This is a genomic window from Streptosporangium sp. NPDC000095 (assembly GCF_042899335.1).
Taxonomy (GTDB): Bacteria; Actinomycetota; Actinomycetes; order Streptosporangiales; family Streptosporangiaceae; genus Streptosporangium.
This window is the reverse complement of the sequence record NZ_JBIAZS010000031.1, coordinates 1-15,493: the sequence shown is the minus strand read 5'-3', so window position 1 is coordinate 15,493 and position 15,493 is coordinate 1. Positions and strand designations below refer to the sequence as shown.

The following is a 15,493-nucleotide window of genomic DNA, read 5'->3' as shown; positions in this document are numbered from 1 at the left end:
TAAAGGGACTATCTGTGCAAGGAATGGCCTAGAGGTAACGATTCACCCGGCGAGCGCATGGCGCCTTTTGCCAGTCCCCAGTGAGCTCGGGAGGGACCTGCCCGCTTAGAGTCCACAGCATGAACGTGCGTGTGGAGTACCGGGGAGCGCTCGGCGACCAGGAGGTGTCCGACGTTCTCGCGATGGTGGAGGCGGCCACCGAGGCCGACAAGGTCAGACCGCTCAACGAACATGTCATGCTGCACCTGCGCTACGGCGGCGACGAGCGGGCCGGAGCCGTGCTGCTGTACGTCGGGGACGACCTCGCGGGCTATGCCCACGTCGACCCGACCGACCCCGTGGAGGGACCCAGCGGGGAGCTGGTCGTCCACCCGGCGTTCCGCGGGAGGGGATACGGGCGCCGGCTGCTGGAGTCCGTGCTCGACCACACCGGCGGGCACCTGCGTCTGTGGGCGCACGGCGGGCATCCGGCCGCCGAGGCCCTCGCCCGGTCGGCGGGTTTCGACAGGATCAGGTCCCTGTGGCGGATGCGCCGCTCCCTGTCCTCCGACATCCCCGGCTTCGAGCTTCCCGAGGGGGTGCGGCTGCGCACGTTCGAGCCCGGCACCTCCGACCGGGAGGCGTGGGTGGCGCTCAACGCCAGGGCGTTCGCCCAGCACCCCGAGCAGGGAGCGTGGACGATCGAGGATCTGGAGCGGCGCGAGCGGGAACCCTGGTTCGACCCGGCCGGATTCTTCCTCGCCGTACGTCCGACCGGCGACGGCGACCGGCTGGTGGGCTTTCACTGGACCAAGGTCCACGGCGACGGCGACCACGCGCACGACCCGCTCGGCGAGGTGTACGTCGTCGGCGTCGACCCCGCGGAGCGGGGAGGCGGCCTGGGCAGATCGCTCACCGTCGCGGGCCTGGCCTACCTGCGGTCGCGGGGCCTGAGCCAGGTGATGCTGTACGTGGACGAGAGCAACCCCGCGGCGATCCGCCTGTACGAAGGGCTGGGCTTCACCCGCTGGGACGTCGACGTGATGTACCGGAAGTAGGGACATCCCTCGCGTGACCCCCGGGGGACGGAGACATCCCCCGGGTACCTGAGAGTGACCCCGGAGGCCCTGTGGCTGAGGGTGACCTCGGAGACCCTGTACCTGAGGGTGACCTCGGAAGCCCTGTGGCTGAGAGGTGACCCCGGAGGCAGGACGCGCCGGACCGGGGGCACCCCGGTCCGGCGCGGTCGCCCGAGAACTACTCGATCATCCAGTGGAGCACGAAGTAGGACAGCGCGGCGACGAACGCGGCGGCCGGGATCGTGAGGACCCAGGCGGTCACGATGTTGCCGGCGACGCCCCAGCGCACGGCCGACAGGCGCTTGGTGGCGCCGACGCCCATGATCGCGCTGGTGATCGTGTGGGTGGTCGAGATCGGGGCGCCGAAGCCGATGGCCGCCGTGTAGAGCACGGTCGCGGCGGCCGCCTCCGCGGCGAACCCCTGCGGCGGGTCGAGCGCGATGATCCGGCGCCCCAGCGTCCGCATGATCCGCCAGCCGCCCGCGTACGTGCCGAGCGAGATGGCCGTGGCGGCGGCGAGGATGACCCACTGGGGGATCGGGTCACCGTCGTTCTGGTAGCCGCCGACCACGAGGGCGAGGAAGATGACCCCCATGGTCTTCTGTGCGTCCTGGAGGCCGTGGCCCAGCGCCATCGCCGCCGCGGACACGGTCTGCGCGTGCCGGAAGCCCCGGTTCGCCTTCGTGGGCTGGGCACGCCGGAACCCCCACAGAATCCCGATCATGATCAGCCCGGCGAGGCTGAAGCCGACCAGCGGAGACAGGATCATCGGAATGACGACCTTCTCCACCACCCCGTCCCAGTGGACGACGCTCGCCGAGGCGAGCGCGGCACCGACGAGACCGCCGATCAGCGCGTGACTGCTCGAGGAGGGAAGGCCGAAGTACCACGTGACCATGTTCCAGGTGATCGCGCCGATCAGACCGGAACCGACGATGACGAGACCGTGGCTCCCCTGTGGGGCGTCGATGATGCCCTTGCCGACGGTCGCGGCCACCTGCGTACCGAGATGCGCACCCAGGAAGTTCATCGCCGCGGCCATGAACAGCGCGGCCCTCGGCGTCAGCGCACGCGTCGAGACGGAGGTCGCGATCGCGTTCGCGGCGTCGTGAAAGCCGTTGGTGTAGTCGAACACCAACGCCACGACCACCACGCTGATGACGAGTGCGAGCGTGAGATCCACTTAGCTTTCCTTGACCGCGATCGACTCGATCGTGTTGGCCACGTGCTCGAAGGCGTCGGCGGCCATCTCGAGCTGATCGATGACCTCCTTCATCTTGAGGACGGTCAACGCGTCGTACTCCCCGCCGAAGAGCTTGGCGAGAAGACGGCGGTAGACCTGGTCGGCCTGGTTCTCCAGCCGGTTGATCTCGATCCAGTACTCGTTGAGGTTCTTCATCGAACGCAGCCGCGGCATCGCCTCGGCGGTGAGCTCCGCGGCGCGCTCCAGCACCTCGACCTGCCGGACGACCTCCTTGGGGAGGTGGTCGATCTGGTACAGGACGATGAGGTCGGCGGCCGCCTCCATGTAGTCCATGACGTCGTCGAGGTTCGAGGCGAGGCGATAGATGTCCTCGCGGTCGAAGGGGGTGATGAAGCTCTCGTTGAGTCGATTCATGATCGCGTGAGTACGCTCGTCGCCGGCGTGCTCACATGCGCGCATCTTCTCAGCCAGGGCTTCCCTGTCCGATCCGTCACTGATGATCTCTACCAGCAGGCGGGACGCTGTGACGAGGTTGTTCGCCGAGTCGGCGAACAAGTCGTAGTAGCTGTCCTCACTAGGTGTGAGACGCAGACGCACGTCGTTCTCCAGATGTGCGGGGATGGTCCGCAGAGAAGGGTAAGGGTTACCAGCGGAAATACGAACTTCACCCGCTAGACATGCACTCTTCCCGATGTCGCTACCCAGCGACACGCGGCTTGAGGCAGCCTTGAGGGCATCTTTCCGATGACCGTTTTTACTGGTTTTCGGCCACAGTATGACGAAGACAGGCCAAGTATGGGACTTCTCCGCCTCTGAACGCCATCTGGCATCTTCCCCAGGTTCACGTCGGAAACCTCCGCTTCTGACGTACTTCCCGGGCGGTTCACCGAGATCACCAGAGGCCGTCGCCCCGTCGAGAAACCCCGGAGTGATTTCCGTCACGGCCCCCCGACGAACCGCGTCGTCGCTGGTCACGGCAATCTCGCTCGTGTGTCCGCCCCCTCGGCCTCTCGCCGTCGCGAGCCCCGGGGCTGTCCACCTCCCGACAGGTTCACCCCGTCAGGGCAGCCCGGACCGGCAGGAAAGTTCATTTTGAATTCACTGTTAGTTCATCTTTGTCGGGAGTCCGTCCCGAGGCCTCAGATCGGTGTCCGGTGGAAGTTGAGGTAGGAACGGCTCGGAGTCGGGCCCCGCTGACCCTGGTAGCGGGATCCGTACTTCTCCGACCCGTAGGGATACTCGGCCGGAGAGCTGAGCCTGAACATGCAGAGCTGACCGATCTTCATACCGGGCCAGAGCTTGATCGGCAGTGTCGCGACATTGGAGAGTTCCAGCGTGACGTGCCCGCTGAACCCCGGGTCGATGAACCCGGCCGTCGAGTGTGTCAGCAGCCCGAGCCTGCCCAGCGAGCTCTTGCCCTCCAGCCGCGAGGCGATGTCGTCCGGCAGCGTGACGACCTCGTACGTGCTCGCCAGCACGAACTCCCCCGGATGCAGGATGAACGGCTCGTCCTTGTCCGGCTCGACCATCCGCGTCAGATCGGGCTGCTCGACCGCCGGATCGATGTGCGGGTATCGATGGTTCTCGAAGACCCGGAAGTAGCGGTCCAGGCGCACGTCGACGCTGGACGGCTGGATCATCTCAGACTGGAAGGGATCGATCCTCACCCTCCCGGCCTTGATCTCAGCGGTGATGTCACGATCGGAAAGCAGCACGTGTTGGAACCTACCAACTCGGAACCCACCGACGCCGGAGCCGTGAAGCCCGTCCTGCGAATCTTGCTCCCCTTCAGGGGCGAGAGCCGCCCAACTTTCCGCTAGAGTGGTGACGCGCGGTACGCCGCACGCGGGTGTAGTTCAATGGCAGAACATCAGCTTCCCAAGCTGACAGCGCGGGTTCGATTCCCGTCACCCGCTCCAAGACTGAAGGCCCAGGTCAGGATGCAAATCCGAACCGGGGCCTTAGTTGTTTTCCGAGCCTCTTCGATCTTCCGTGCCCGTTACGTGCCCGATCCCGGTGGATCCTCTTTCCTGAGGGCCGCTTCGGCGAGCTTCCCCATGCCGTCGGCGATCATCTGATCCCGCCCGTTCTCGGTGTGCAGATAGATCAGCGCGGCCCGGGTGGTCGAGTGCCCCATCCGGTTCATCAGCTCCCGCAGCGTCGCGCCCGACTGCGAGGCGAACGTGTTGCCCGTATGGCGAAGGTCGTGGAAGTGGACGCCGGAAAGGTTCGCCTCCTTCAGAGTCTTGGCCCAGATCCGGCTGAAGGCCGGCCGCCGCAGCATCGCACCCTTCGCACCGAGGAAGACGAACGCCTCGTCATGCTCCTCGGTGTACGCGGAGCTCCGAGACGACCACCTCGGGAAGAGCGACCGTCCGCATACCGGCAACGGACTTGGGAAGGCCGACGGTCACCGATCCGTCCTTGAGTTCGGTGGTGGAGGCCACCACCCGGACCGTCCAGGCGTCCAGGTCGAGGTTCTTGCGCCGGAGCGCAGCGAGCTCACCCCACCGCAGACTGCCGAACGTCGCCAGGAGCACCAGCGCCCGGAAACGTGCCGAGCCCTTGCTTGACGATCGCGCCCATGGCGTCGGCGATCGCACGATCTCTGTCCTTGGCGGCATGTGTAGATAGACAGGAATACATCATTCCGGGCTTGCACCTCTGTCGCCGACCCGCCGCCGCTTAGTAGGCAAGGTGCGAACCTGTCGTTCGGAACCCAGTCAATCGTCGCTGCGGCTCGTGGCCGCGTCTGCACCTGCCCGAATCTCGTGGGCCAGGCTCCGAGGAGCAAGGCCCGGCCCGAACAGGCGGTCCAGACAGTAGTCGATGACCTTGGTGGCGGCCTCGTGGCTGCGCTGCCCGCTGAGGACACTCGAGGTCAAGCCGTTGGCGAGCGCCAGAAGGCCCGCGACTTCGGTACGCGGGTCACGATCGGGGGCAATGTCCCCGGCCTGCTGCGCGGCGGTCAACCGTACGGTGAGAAAGTTCTCCAGTGCGTTGGGCAGAGTGAGCCCGACCGCGGCGAGCGCCGGGTCAGTGAGGGCGGCGGTGTAGTAGGCGGTCCAGGCCATGGAATCCAGGCGGCTCTGCTCGTCGAAGGGCACGATCACGCCGAGGACGGCGGCGAAAACGCCTCGCGGTGTCAGCTCGCCCGCGGCAGCGGCGGCCCGCTGCTTGACCCGGCGGTCCATGCGGGCGCCCAACTCGGTGAGGCCGGACTCGAGCAGGGCCTGCTTGTTGTTGAAGTAGTACTGGACGACGCGCAGCGAGACCCCGGCCTCGGCGGCGATCTCACGCATCGATACTGCCTGCAGGCCGCGGGTGCTGGCGATGCGCAGCAGCGCCTCGGTCAACTGGCGCCGCCGCTCGTCATGATCCACTTGTCGAGGCATGCCCGTTTCCTACCTGTTCGTGCTGCGCTTCGGCGTTGCGGTCTCGGGCCGCGCCTGGCCGGGAAAGGTGAGGATCCGCTCGGCGACCAGGTCCGGAGCTTCGACGGGCAGCGAATGTCCGGTGCCGGGCACGATCTCCACGCGCCAGGACGGCGCGATATCGGCCAGCCGCGCAGCCAGCGCCTGCGCGTCGAGCAGCGCGCTGCGGGCGCCCAGCAACACCTGCACGGGTACGGACACCTCGCGTATCTGCTCGTCGGTGTAGGCGGGCGGGATAAGCACGCGCCGGCGGAAGGACCAGCCGGCCCGCATCAACTCCACCAGCCCATCCTCGCGCAGCACCCCGTTGTCCACCACGCCGGCCATGCGGTGTCGCAACGTGCGAGGAAGGATGGAGGCAAGGGCCCCGGCAAGGGCCCAGCGGATGAACCGCCTGGGCAACGGCGCGAAGCCGCCCGGGTCCACCAGCGTCAGCGCCGCGACCCGGCCGCCCCCGCCGAGTTGCTGTTCCACTGCGGCCCAGCCGCCGGCAGAGAAGCCCGCCACGTGTGCGCGCTCGGCTCCGACCGCGGCCAGTACGTCGGTGACCCAGCCACCGACGTCGGCACCGGTCGCGAGCAGTCGCCTCTGAACCGAGCGGCCTGGCTCGCCCAGAGGGTCGACGGCAAGGACCGGGCGCGTGCGCGCCAGCGGCTCAATGTAGCGGTACCAGGCCAACGCGTTCGCACCGGCACCAGCCAAGAGGACCACGGGGTCCCCCTCGGCGGGCCCGGCCCGGTAGGTCCGCACAGTGCCGGCGCGGGTCTCCACGTCGATGGCGTCTACCGGCACCGGCCACAGCTCGCCGAGCAACCGGTCGTAGACGGCGTAGTACTTGTCACGGGCAGAGGCGCTGGTGAAGGCGGACGGCCGGTCAGGAATGCGCATGGTGACCCCATCTCTCGAATGGATACAGTCGTATCCTAACGAGTGGCCGGCGAGACCGCGAGAGGGCTCGCACGCCCGTACGGTCAGCAACCTGCAGGGACTCACGGTCACTCGACACATATACGCCCAGGTCACCGTTTCCCCGGCTCAAACCGCATGATCTTGAAAGACTTCCTAAGCTGGCAGCGCGGGTTCGATTCCCGTCACCCGCTCCACTCTTCAACGCCCTCGTCAGGACATGGATCCGGACCGGGGCCTTAGCCGTTCTCCGGTAACCGCCGAGGCCGATCACCCCTCGCACCATGGAGGTCCGGCCCGACGGGGCCGGAGCGGCTGCGCGTTGGACAATGCCGACGAATCACCGAATTCAAAGATCAAACTTCGGGCTGTCCACCGATTCGCCTCCGGGCCGGAAGCCGCCCCAAGGTCACCGCCTGGATCACCGCACTTCACCCCGACCAGAGGCTGATGCGCGGCTAAGCTCGAAGACACGCATCGCGCCCGGTTGCCCCAGTGGCTGGAGCGCTTTCAGCCCAAGGAGGTGGCAGCATGAACGAGCTGGTCACCACACGCACCCCCAAGCAGATCGTGGAGTCCCTGAAAGCAGACCGGAGCCCCCGCAACATCCGTACCTGCCTACCTCCTGAGGATCGCGGCTACTTCGACAGGGACTACCGCCAGGCCATGACAAAGGCCACCGAGGAACTGGACCTCTCCCCCGTCAACGATCTACTCGCTCACTGGTGGCATATGGCCAGGATGAAGGCGACCGGGGAGTACGAAGAGGTTCTTGAGCAGGCCGTTCGCGTCCAGGAGCAGATCGAGAGCGGTGAGTACGTCTCGGATCGGCCGCTGCATGACGTCTTGGCCGAGCGGGCCGCCGAACTCGGCGTGAAGCTGGACGTGTAGATATACACGGTCGGCAAGGACAAGCAGGTCGACGAGCAGATCATGGCCCTTCCAGCCGAGGCGCTCGTCGCGTTCCACGAGGCAACCGTGTTTCTACAGGTCGCTCCCTGGAACGGTAACCCTTTCATGAGGGAACGGCCCGACGCCCCGGTGAGGACACGTACCTTCGGTGAAGGCGGAGCCGGGATGATCACATATCTGATTGTCGAGTACCGACGCCTGGTAGAGATCATCCAAGTGGTCTGGTGCGACTGATCGTCGCTTACAGCATGTCGTGCCCGTTCACAGGGCAGCCAGTGGGAAGCCAAAGGGTCCTGTGTCCACCCGGCCGATATGAAACCGGGAGTCGACCCGACCTCATTCGTACGGCGGCAAAGAAGATCCCGGCAGGCAGAGAGAGGGAAGAAGGACGCGGCGGCTGCGTGGGGATGGCCGCGCGTCGCTCTGCTGCCTGCCGGGTGTCGAGGAGCGCGACGGAGCAGTGGTGACGCTCTCCAGCACCCCTCCGTACCGGAGGACACCGCCCCGCCGCGCCCGCCTATCGACCGGCGTAATCGGCCAGAACCTTGGCCGCGCCCGCCACGTCGTTGATCGGGTGGCGCTTCTCGGCCAACTGCCAGGAGTAGTAAGCGCCGCCGTAGCCGACGAACACCCACACCGGCAGGCCCACCCGCGGACGATGCACCATCAGCGCACTGTCGTTGTCGCGTAGCTCAGCGCGGACACCGAGCCGGAGCAACTCATCTCGCAGGAGGGTGAGGGCAAGGGCCTCGTCCTGCTGGTGTTCCTGCTGGAGGTGATCCGCAGCAGCCTGCATGATCGGATTCATCTCACGTTCCTTTCGACCCGGCCGGTTGCGAGGCAGTCGAGACATTCCTGTTCTCCCTGCATCTCTTGATCACCGCTGCTCTCGCCGAAGAGAAGGGCACGGCGCGAGCTGCGCAGCTTAGTTCCACGTCCCCGGCACGCGGGGCAGGGGCGTGTCTCGCTGGTCTCGTCTGGCCGGGTCACCGTCGCCATCTCCTCGGATTGATCCGCACTCCCTGCGGCGGAAGGCGGGCTGACGTACCGTGTTGCTTGATGGCAAGTCCACCGGCAATCCAAGATCGTCAGGACCCCCAAACGGCCCCCCTGAATTCCCCCTCTTGAGCCCCCAGCCGGGAGGAAGGCCCTAGATGCCCGACAACATCCCTAACGTCCAGCTCCGAGCGTGGCGCAATGAGCACCGCCTGACACGCGCCGAACTGGCCGACCGGATCAACGCGACACCGATCGGCATCAAGGAATCCCTGGCATGCGATGAGGAACGCATTCGACGCTGGGAGGCCGGAGAGGTCAGGTGGCCCCATTCTCCGTACCGGATCGCCATCACCCAGCTGACCGGACTTCAACCCGAAGACCTGGGATTTCGGCCGAACAGACGCGGGGCCGGCCAGCTCATCGAGGCCACCGGCATCATTCCCATGGACGCGTTGCGAGCCGAGGCCGACCTGTACGGCACCATGGAACTCGCCCAGCAGCTCCAGGCGTCCGACGTCGGAACCGGCACGCTCGAAGCCCTCGCCGAAGCCGTCGATCTACTCTGCCGCGCCTACCCCGTCGTTTCAGCCGCCACGTTGCGCGACCGGACCCAGAAGCGCCTTTCCCAGGTCAACGGTCTACTCGGCGGACGGATCACCCTCGCCCAGCACCGCGAACTCCTCGTCATCACCGGATGGCTGACGGCCTTACTTGGGTGCGTTCACTACGACCTGGGAGAACGTGAGGAAGCCGAGACCGCCCGCCGTGCCGCCTACGAGATGGGCCGCCAGGTCGGCCACGGCGAACTCATGGGATGGGCCTACGAGATGTCCGCATGGTTCGCCCTGGTCGAGGGCCGCTACGAAGACGTTGTCACCGCCGCCCGCATGGGCCAGGCCGTCGCCGGCCAATCCAGCGCCCAGGTTCAACTCACCCTGCAAGAGGCCCGCGGACTGGCCCGAATCGGCGACCGCCGCGAAGCAGACAAGGCCCTCACCCGAGGAGCCGATGCCCTGGCGAAACTCCCGCTTCCTGGCAATCCTGACCACCACTTCGTGTTTGACCACGCCAAGTGGGTCTTCTACGCCGCCACTGCCTACACCTGGCTCGAAGACAACGACCGCGCCGAAGAACACGCCCTTGAAACAATCCAGATGCACACCCGTCCAGACGGCACCTCTAACGCCCCAATGCGCGTCGCCGACGCCCATATCGACCTCGGCATCATCCAAGCTCGCCGTGGCAACCTTGACGCCGCAGTAGACCAAGGTCTCGCTGCCTTCGACATTGAACGCAAATCTCTTACCGACCTAGTCAACCGCGCAGCAGATCTCGACCGTATCCTACGTCAACTATACCGACGGGAGCGCCTGGCCAATAATTTCCATGAGCGTTACCGCACCGCCCGTAATGCACTCACTAATCGAAAAATAGAGCTTCTAGATTAAGAAAAACCTTACACCTCAGTGTTTCGGGTGACATGGCGCACACCTCTCGATGATTGATCCGCGTGCAGGCGTTCCTTCAAGGGCTTAGCAACCTCCAAACCCTGAGAGCCCAGCCTTTCGAGAAGATTTATGTAAAATTCCAGATCTTTACCACGCAAATTTTCCTGTCTCTCAATATGCGCCGAGAGCAAAGCAGTTAGCTCCTCCTCCGACCAAACCCCAGTATAGTAACCAGCAATCATCGCTGCACGCTGTCGATCGATTGGTCGGTAATGGATTGACTGCAATTCAGAATTTAGAAATCCGACAATTAAATCCGCCTCGAATGCTTCGCCTTCAATTATCCAGCGATCCGTTATTGGTCCTGTCCACAAAAGCCAGGATGCCTCCCGACTTAAATATTTGCTTCTAGCGGTCCTCCATATCTCAAAAGCTTTCTTCTTTAAATCCATAAGAAGATCTGGCTCGAGGTTGACTACGCTTATGGCCCAGCACATAGACCACAAATACATAAACAAAAGCGTTGGGGATAGATCATCGCATCGAATTATTCTTTCTGCAACTTTTCGAACGATCTCACTATATGCAAACGGACGTGCGCTACGTCTAGTTCTACTAACTCTGGACGCCAGAAACGCGGATTTCATTAAATATGCTGCTACTTCAAGATGAGAAACTTCATTTTCAGATTCCAGCCGCTCCAAGAGACTTTGCGCGACAGCCGTTTCATCACCAAACTGAGCCTTTAATCGCATTTCCATAAGGGAACCGAGTTCGGAGCCGCAAGATGCTGCATATTTGTCAAGCTGACGCAATCCTGTAGTGACTACCTCATAGAGTTCATTTTCGTAGCGACCTCCGAAACATGCATGAGATAGGTTCCGGGGTCCTCTGGAAAACCTAATACACCTTTCCAGAGCTTCCCGTACTAGAGGAGGAGCAATCGCGACTTCGTCCTCCAGGCAAGCAACAAGGCTTTCATAGGGCACCTGACGTGATCTGTCTTTGGAATTAGATACATCCTCCTCCAAGTTCTCTATAAGCTTCACAAGGTTTTGAACAATAGCGGATCCGCCTCGACGTGCAAGAACTGCGGTTAGAGCTACTACCTCTCGCCAATCATCTGAATAAAAGCGATCTTCCAACACTTCCAAAATGGAGGCTTCGGCTAGGTTTGGCGGCAAGTAACCGTTCGCTATTGCCGTAGCAGCAAGGTATTCCTGAAAGGTCAGATGCTTAAATTCGTACATTTCTCTAAGTTCGCCATCTTCAATAGCATAACCGCTCAGAGTAAGCAAGCTGCTCCGCTCTTCGACCCGCCTAAGAAAATCACTTACAGATAATGCAGTGTAGGAGAGCATCTCCGGAAGATCTCTACGAGCGTCCGCAAAGTACTCAGCTAACTGGCGAGAAGAGACATTGGATTTTCCGGACGCCATCATTCTATAAGCGGCATAAGCCAGCTGAGGTACTGCTTCGTCTTGTTCGATCGGCGCGTGACCTTCTACATTCCAAGTCATAAGTAGAACTTCGATCGCCTTTGAATAAAGAACACTTCTTCGGCGCGGAAGCTGGCCAACCCAACGGCGTACCAGTAGAAGGGTGGTGAGGAGTAAAGGGTTAGTTGCTAACCTAAACACCCGATCGCTAGCGATGATAGATCTAGAAAGTTCAATGGCGGCCCGTTCAACAACCGGAGAGTCACCTATTACATGGCGATGCCAATGTATCGTTAATTTTTCAATTGCATACTTGGAGAGTGGCGCGACTTTAAATGGTCGACACACAGACATAACCGAAGTAGCTACGTAACGATACCCTGTCTCGCGAGAAGTGAGCACTAGGCGCGCTTGAGGGTACGTGGCCAAAAATGTACGAAGCTGCGCAACAAATGTCTGACGCTTTGAGGGGTCCGGTATTTCATCTAAACCATCAACGAGCAGGAGCAAGTTCCCGCGCCGAAGAGTAACTCTAATAAGGTTTTGGAACGCCTGACGAAGTTCAGGCATTTCTGCGCGCCCAGCTAGATCGCCGATTAAATCCATTATCGGCAGGCCTGCGCGATCGCTGAGTTGGCGACATCTCAGAACAAGCGGAAACCACTTTTCGTTAGGCAAACCATCATCGATATTTTCTTTTCTCCTCGGATCTGCATAAGCAATCGCTAGCCTCTTAAGTGTGGTTGTCTTGCCTGCGCCAGGCGGGCCTAGAATCGCAATGCACCGATGGCTGCTAAGCACATGTCCGATGGATCTTTCTAGTGGATGATTCCGCCTCTCCAGCCCTTCCTCTTGTGTATCTATCAGCTGTAGCCCGACGTAAAGATCTTCTAATTTAAACTGCTGAGACCCTACTTCGTGATCTGCCGGCATCCCCTCAAGAGTGATTTCTCCATACTCCGCAAGGAGGTGCTGAAAATACCTACGCTGAACGACTTCTGCATTTGGATATTTCTCTGCATCCATATCATTGAGGGTTGGAAGGGTTGCCAGATCTTGATGATGTTGCTCGGCTTTCGTTTGAATGGTTAGACATAATTCCTGTGCTAGAGGGGCACCATCAGCATGCAGTATACAAACGTGTGTGCGAACATGTTGATGTTCTAAGAAAAGCGCCCAAACCCATCCAGATTTGTAACCAACAAGCAAAGCATCTGAGCCGACGTTACCAATCAAGCCTTGCCGCTGTGCGATCCTAGCCGCACATTGTACTGCCCGATTCACTGGCACAACTATGCCAGCGCGCGTTATCTCGTTTGCCACCTTGGCGCCGTCTATCAAAATAAGGCGAGAAGGTTTAATCTCTTGCTCTTGGACTACAGCAGAATCCTTGAATCCATTCAAAGAAACAAAGTAGCCAGCTATTGTTTCCTCGCATCGCCTCCTCTCCGCATCTAACACTCCAGCAAACTTGTTAATATCGGCTCCTCCGATTTTTTCGGCCGTAGCTTTGCACTCAGCTACAAGCCGGGAATTTTCATAGCGATGAGTGGCAACTACGTCAATTTCGCGCCCAGTTTTGGCCACATTGAACTGACAGTTTTCGTATCCCAGAGAGTGAAAAAGATCGCCAGCTAGGCGAGTTAAAAGGTCGCCGCGAGCATTTGGCTCACTGGCCAGCAAGATTAATTCAACATTCATATTAGATTCCCATGGAAGGTGTGTTGTCAGCGGTAACGGAGTATAGAAGGTCTTGCGACAGCCTGTCACCAAACACGGCAAACTAGGATTTCGGGCAAGATATTTTCAGATCAACAGTCAGCCCTTTAATGCGCGTTTGCGCATCTTTACGTAGTGTATGAACGATATGTTGATATTTATACGATTCCAGGCGATGTGTTACGAAGATCCCGTATTCTCTAAAACGGCCAGATACACTGCCGAATTGTTCTCATAGGTATCAAGCGGCGGCGCGCCGCGCCGCCGTACCCGGCCCTCCACCGCCCGCCGTCCGGGCGTGCGGCGTGGGCGCCGGTCCCGGCCGGCGGCGCCCCGGGCCGTCCACCGACCCGCGCACCCGCCGTACCCAAACCACTCGCCGCCCCGGCGACACGCCACCGCGCAAAAACCAGCCACATCGCCGTCAGCTGATCTACTCCGTTCGCCCTGGGACTTCTCGGTTACGCCGCCCCCGGCGGCCTAGATCAGTCGTCATCCAGCGCATCAACAAAGTAGGACTCCAAGGAGCCGGTCAGGTTCCGCGGCTTCCTCCGCCACCACCAACCCTCCTTGAGGGCAATCCGGTGGTATCGAGAGATCGCCCTGCCTCCGTCGTCAACGGTCGCCGCGCGAAAACGCTCGTCAAGCGGGTGGATCTCCGAGTGCCAGACCGCCCGTACCGGGTGCGTCAACATCGGCCACGCCTCAGCCAGCCAGTCCCGGCAATAAAGATCGTTGGTGTACTCATCCACCATGTCGTCGTATCCATTCTCGACCTTAGCGACGAGCCATGCCCACTTCTCAGCCATCTCGGACACGGTGAAGACCTTGCGCCACCCCTTCGCATGCAGCACCTCACCTGCATGGACCATCGACGCATAGTCCTCTGCCGACAGTCCTCTCTCATCGACCATATAGAGATCATTCCTGATCGAAGCTCTGCGGGTACCTCACGCTGACATCAGCCGCTCTCGCGAGTCCAGAGTCTTCTACCTTTCGACCGAATGCCTCCGGCGGGGGTACTCGGCTCCGGGATGATCGACGTTGCCCCACGAAGGCCGTAGATGGTTGAGGTGAAAGCCGGATCTTCCCGCCTGCCACGTCCCAGGCAAGCCCAACATCTCGACTCCTCCGGATCAAGGCCGTCTGTGACCGTTGACATCCCATGACCGAGGAACGTCTACCGGCTGACGTACACGCGAAGACGGCCTTGACCCTCCGTCCCCGAGCTGTTGCCCCTTCGGGGTGGGACGAGGCAGACGGGAAGATCCGGCGGGTGGGTGCTGTCGGTTGTCACCGGTTGAAATCGCTGCTGAGGTAGCCATAGAACAGCGAGAACGGGCTATATCGCGTCCGACGTTCTTCACGGAGAAACAGGTAATCCGCTACAACGTGGCCCGCGAAGTGATCGCCCCTGACTGTGAAGACACGGCTCTCGGAACTGATGTGGGCGCCAGGATCTCCCAGAACGGCACTCGCCGTGGGGCGATCCGCCACGTCAACGACAAGACCGCCGTCCATGAAGGTGGGAAGCTTGATCGCGCCTACAGGCTTGAAGAGGAGTTCGACGTGAAGTTCGTCCGGCTCGAATTCGGTTCGCAGCACGAGCCCGCTGTGGGTGGGCACGTAGCTCCAAATCCTGAAACGGCGATGCGGAAAGGTGAGGGGGAGCTCAAGCTCACCGGGGTACCTATCGTGACTCACCTGGAGAGCCCATCACGACAACACTTGGGCGGCAAGCGGTGAAGAACGCGCCCGAGCGGTCTGAGCCTCCTACTGCAATAGCCCACACCTACACCCGCCCTCACTTGTCGGCGGCCAACCGTACGGCCCTGATCATGACTGGGATGATCCTGATAAGGAAGAGGTCGGTACCTTGATCGCGTGCCAGATGCGTGCCAGAACAGGCGGGGAACCACGGTCACTCACGGGGAACCACGGGGACTCGCCCCGCTCTGACCTGCACCCCCGTTTTCCCAGCTCAGAGCAGCAAGGTCAGTAGATGATTCCCAAGCTGACAGCGCGGGTTCGATTCCCGTCACCCGCTCTGATATCAAAAGCCCAGCTCAAGAACGTGATCTAGAGCTGGGCCTTTCCTCGTTCCCCTGGCGCCGACGACTCCCGAGCAAGGCTGTCGCAGCTGAAGACCGCTACTGCGGAAGGAGCAGCGGAAGCTTACAGACTGAGCCTGGAAGTGGCCGCCTGCAGCTTATGCGTTCGTGAGCTGTCGGTGATGCACCGTTAGAGGCTCGATTTCAGTGGTGTCGTCGTCGACGACAAGCTCGACGCGGAACCGAACCCCCATTGCCGCACCAAGGCGCAGCAGTGTCGCTATATCCGGAATGCCACCGCCGCCCTCGATGCGAGACAGGGC

The 15,493-nt window shown here is 61.6% G+C and carries 15 protein-coding genes and 1 tRNA gene; 6 read left to right on the top strand and 10 right to left on the bottom strand.

Annotated elements, in window-relative coordinates:
• The first annotated feature begins 119 nt into the window (after positions 1–119).
• Entirely contained in the window at positions 120–1,037 is a 918-nt protein-coding gene (gene mshD, locus ACFY3V_RS38190; protein WP_362906743.1) for a mycothiol synthase, read from the top strand.
• 199 nt (positions 1,038–1,236) lie between these two features.
• Here mshD and ACFY3V_RS38185 read toward each other — a convergent pair whose 3' ends face one another.
• From ACFY3V_RS38185 to dcd, 3 genes are all read right to left on the bottom strand, one after another.
• Complete coding sequence (locus tag ACFY3V_RS38185; RefSeq protein WP_350943060.1) at positions 1,237–2,241, bottom strand: inorganic phosphate transporter; 1,005 nt, start codon at positions 2,239–2,241, stop codon at positions 1,237–1,239.
• Positions 2,242–2,859, bottom strand: a complete 618-nt coding sequence (locus tag ACFY3V_RS38180) for a DUF47 domain-containing protein (RefSeq protein WP_030924556.1) — start codon at positions 2,857–2,859, stop codon at positions 2,242–2,244.
• 542 nt (positions 2,860–3,401) lie between these two features.
• Positions 3,402–3,977, bottom strand: coding sequence for a dCTP deaminase (dcd, locus tag ACFY3V_RS38175; RefSeq protein WP_362906740.1), 576 nt, complete (start codon positions 3,975–3,977; stop codon positions 3,402–3,404).
• A 130-nt stretch (positions 3,978–4,107) separates the two neighbouring features.
• Here dcd and ACFY3V_RS38170 point away from each other — a divergent pair.
• A tRNA-Gly gene (locus ACFY3V_RS38170) sits at positions 4,108–4,181 on the top strand.
• 80 nt (positions 4,182–4,261) lie between these two features.
• Here ACFY3V_RS38170 and ACFY3V_RS38165 read toward each other — a convergent pair.
• The 4 genes from ACFY3V_RS38165 to ACFY3V_RS38150 form a co-directional block, all read right to left on the bottom strand.
• A complete protein-coding gene (locus ACFY3V_RS38165; RefSeq protein WP_362906738.1) occupies positions 4,262–4,651 on the bottom strand; it encodes a tyrosine-type recombinase/integrase in 390 nt (129 codons plus the stop codon).
• Positions 4,581–4,865 carry a hypothetical protein gene (locus ACFY3V_RS38160; RefSeq protein WP_362906736.1) on the bottom strand — a complete coding sequence of 95 codons (285 nt, stop codon included), beginning with the start codon at positions 4,863–4,865 and terminating at the stop codon, positions 4,581–4,583. Before ACFY3V_RS38160 ends, ACFY3V_RS38165 begins: the two co-directional genes overlap by 71 nt.
• 120 nt (positions 4,866–4,985) lie before the next feature.
• Positions 4,986–5,645: a TetR family transcriptional regulator gene (locus tag ACFY3V_RS38155; protein WP_362906734.1), complete on the bottom strand. Its 660-nt coding sequence runs from the start codon at positions 5,643–5,645 to the stop codon at positions 4,986–4,988.
• Positions 5,646–5,666: 21 nt separating this feature from the next.
• Positions 5,667–6,584 carry an alpha/beta fold hydrolase gene (locus ACFY3V_RS38150; protein WP_362906732.1) on the bottom strand — a complete coding sequence of 306 codons (918 nt, stop codon included), beginning with the start codon at positions 6,582–6,584 and terminating at the stop codon, positions 5,667–5,669.
• Positions 6,585–7,133: 549 nt separating this feature from the next.
• Between ACFY3V_RS38150 and ACFY3V_RS38145 the strand changes: the two genes are divergently transcribed.
• Positions 7,134–7,493, top strand: a complete 360-nt coding sequence (locus ACFY3V_RS38145) for a DUF6247 family protein (RefSeq protein ID WP_389780194.1) — start codon at positions 7,134–7,136, stop codon at positions 7,491–7,493.
• 42 nt (positions 7,494–7,535) lie between these two features.
• Positions 7,536–7,748 (top strand): hypothetical protein, encoded by a 213-nt coding sequence (locus ACFY3V_RS38140; RefSeq protein WP_362906728.1) that lies wholly within the window; start codon positions 7,536–7,538, stop codon positions 7,746–7,748.
• A gap of 283 nt (positions 7,749–8,031) precedes the next feature.
• On the opposite strand, the gene ACFY3V_RS38135 is transcribed toward ACFY3V_RS38140, so the two are convergent.
• Positions 8,032–8,322, bottom strand: a complete 291-nt coding sequence (locus ACFY3V_RS38135) for a hypothetical protein (protein WP_389780192.1) — start codon at positions 8,320–8,322, stop codon at positions 8,032–8,034.
• A gap of 346 nt (positions 8,323–8,668) precedes the next feature.
• On the opposite strand from ACFY3V_RS38135, the gene ACFY3V_RS38130 reads away from it, so the two are divergent.
• Positions 8,669–9,961: a hypothetical protein gene (locus tag ACFY3V_RS38130; protein ID WP_389780190.1), complete on the top strand. Its 1,293-nt coding sequence runs from the start codon at positions 8,669–8,671 to the stop codon at positions 9,959–9,961.
• An 8-nt stretch (positions 9,962–9,969) separates the two neighbouring features.
• Here ACFY3V_RS38130 and ACFY3V_RS38125 read toward each other — a convergent pair whose 3' ends face one another.
• Positions 9,970–13,101, bottom strand: a complete 3,132-nt coding sequence (locus tag ACFY3V_RS38125; RefSeq protein ID WP_389780188.1) for an NACHT domain-containing protein — start codon at positions 13,099–13,101, stop codon at positions 9,970–9,972.
• Positions 13,102–13,604: 503 nt separating this feature from the next.
• Positions 13,605–14,033, bottom strand: coding sequence for a hypothetical protein (locus ACFY3V_RS38120; protein WP_389780186.1), 429 nt, complete (start codon positions 14,031–14,033; stop codon positions 13,605–13,607).
• A 376-nt stretch (positions 14,034–14,409) separates the two neighbouring features.
• On the opposite strand from ACFY3V_RS38120, the gene ACFY3V_RS38115 reads away from it, so the two are divergent.
• Positions 14,410–14,865 (top strand): hypothetical protein, encoded by a 456-nt coding sequence (locus ACFY3V_RS38115; protein WP_389780184.1) that lies wholly within the window; start codon positions 14,410–14,412, stop codon positions 14,863–14,865.
• The last annotated feature ends 628 nt before the right edge of the window (positions 14,866–15,493 follow it).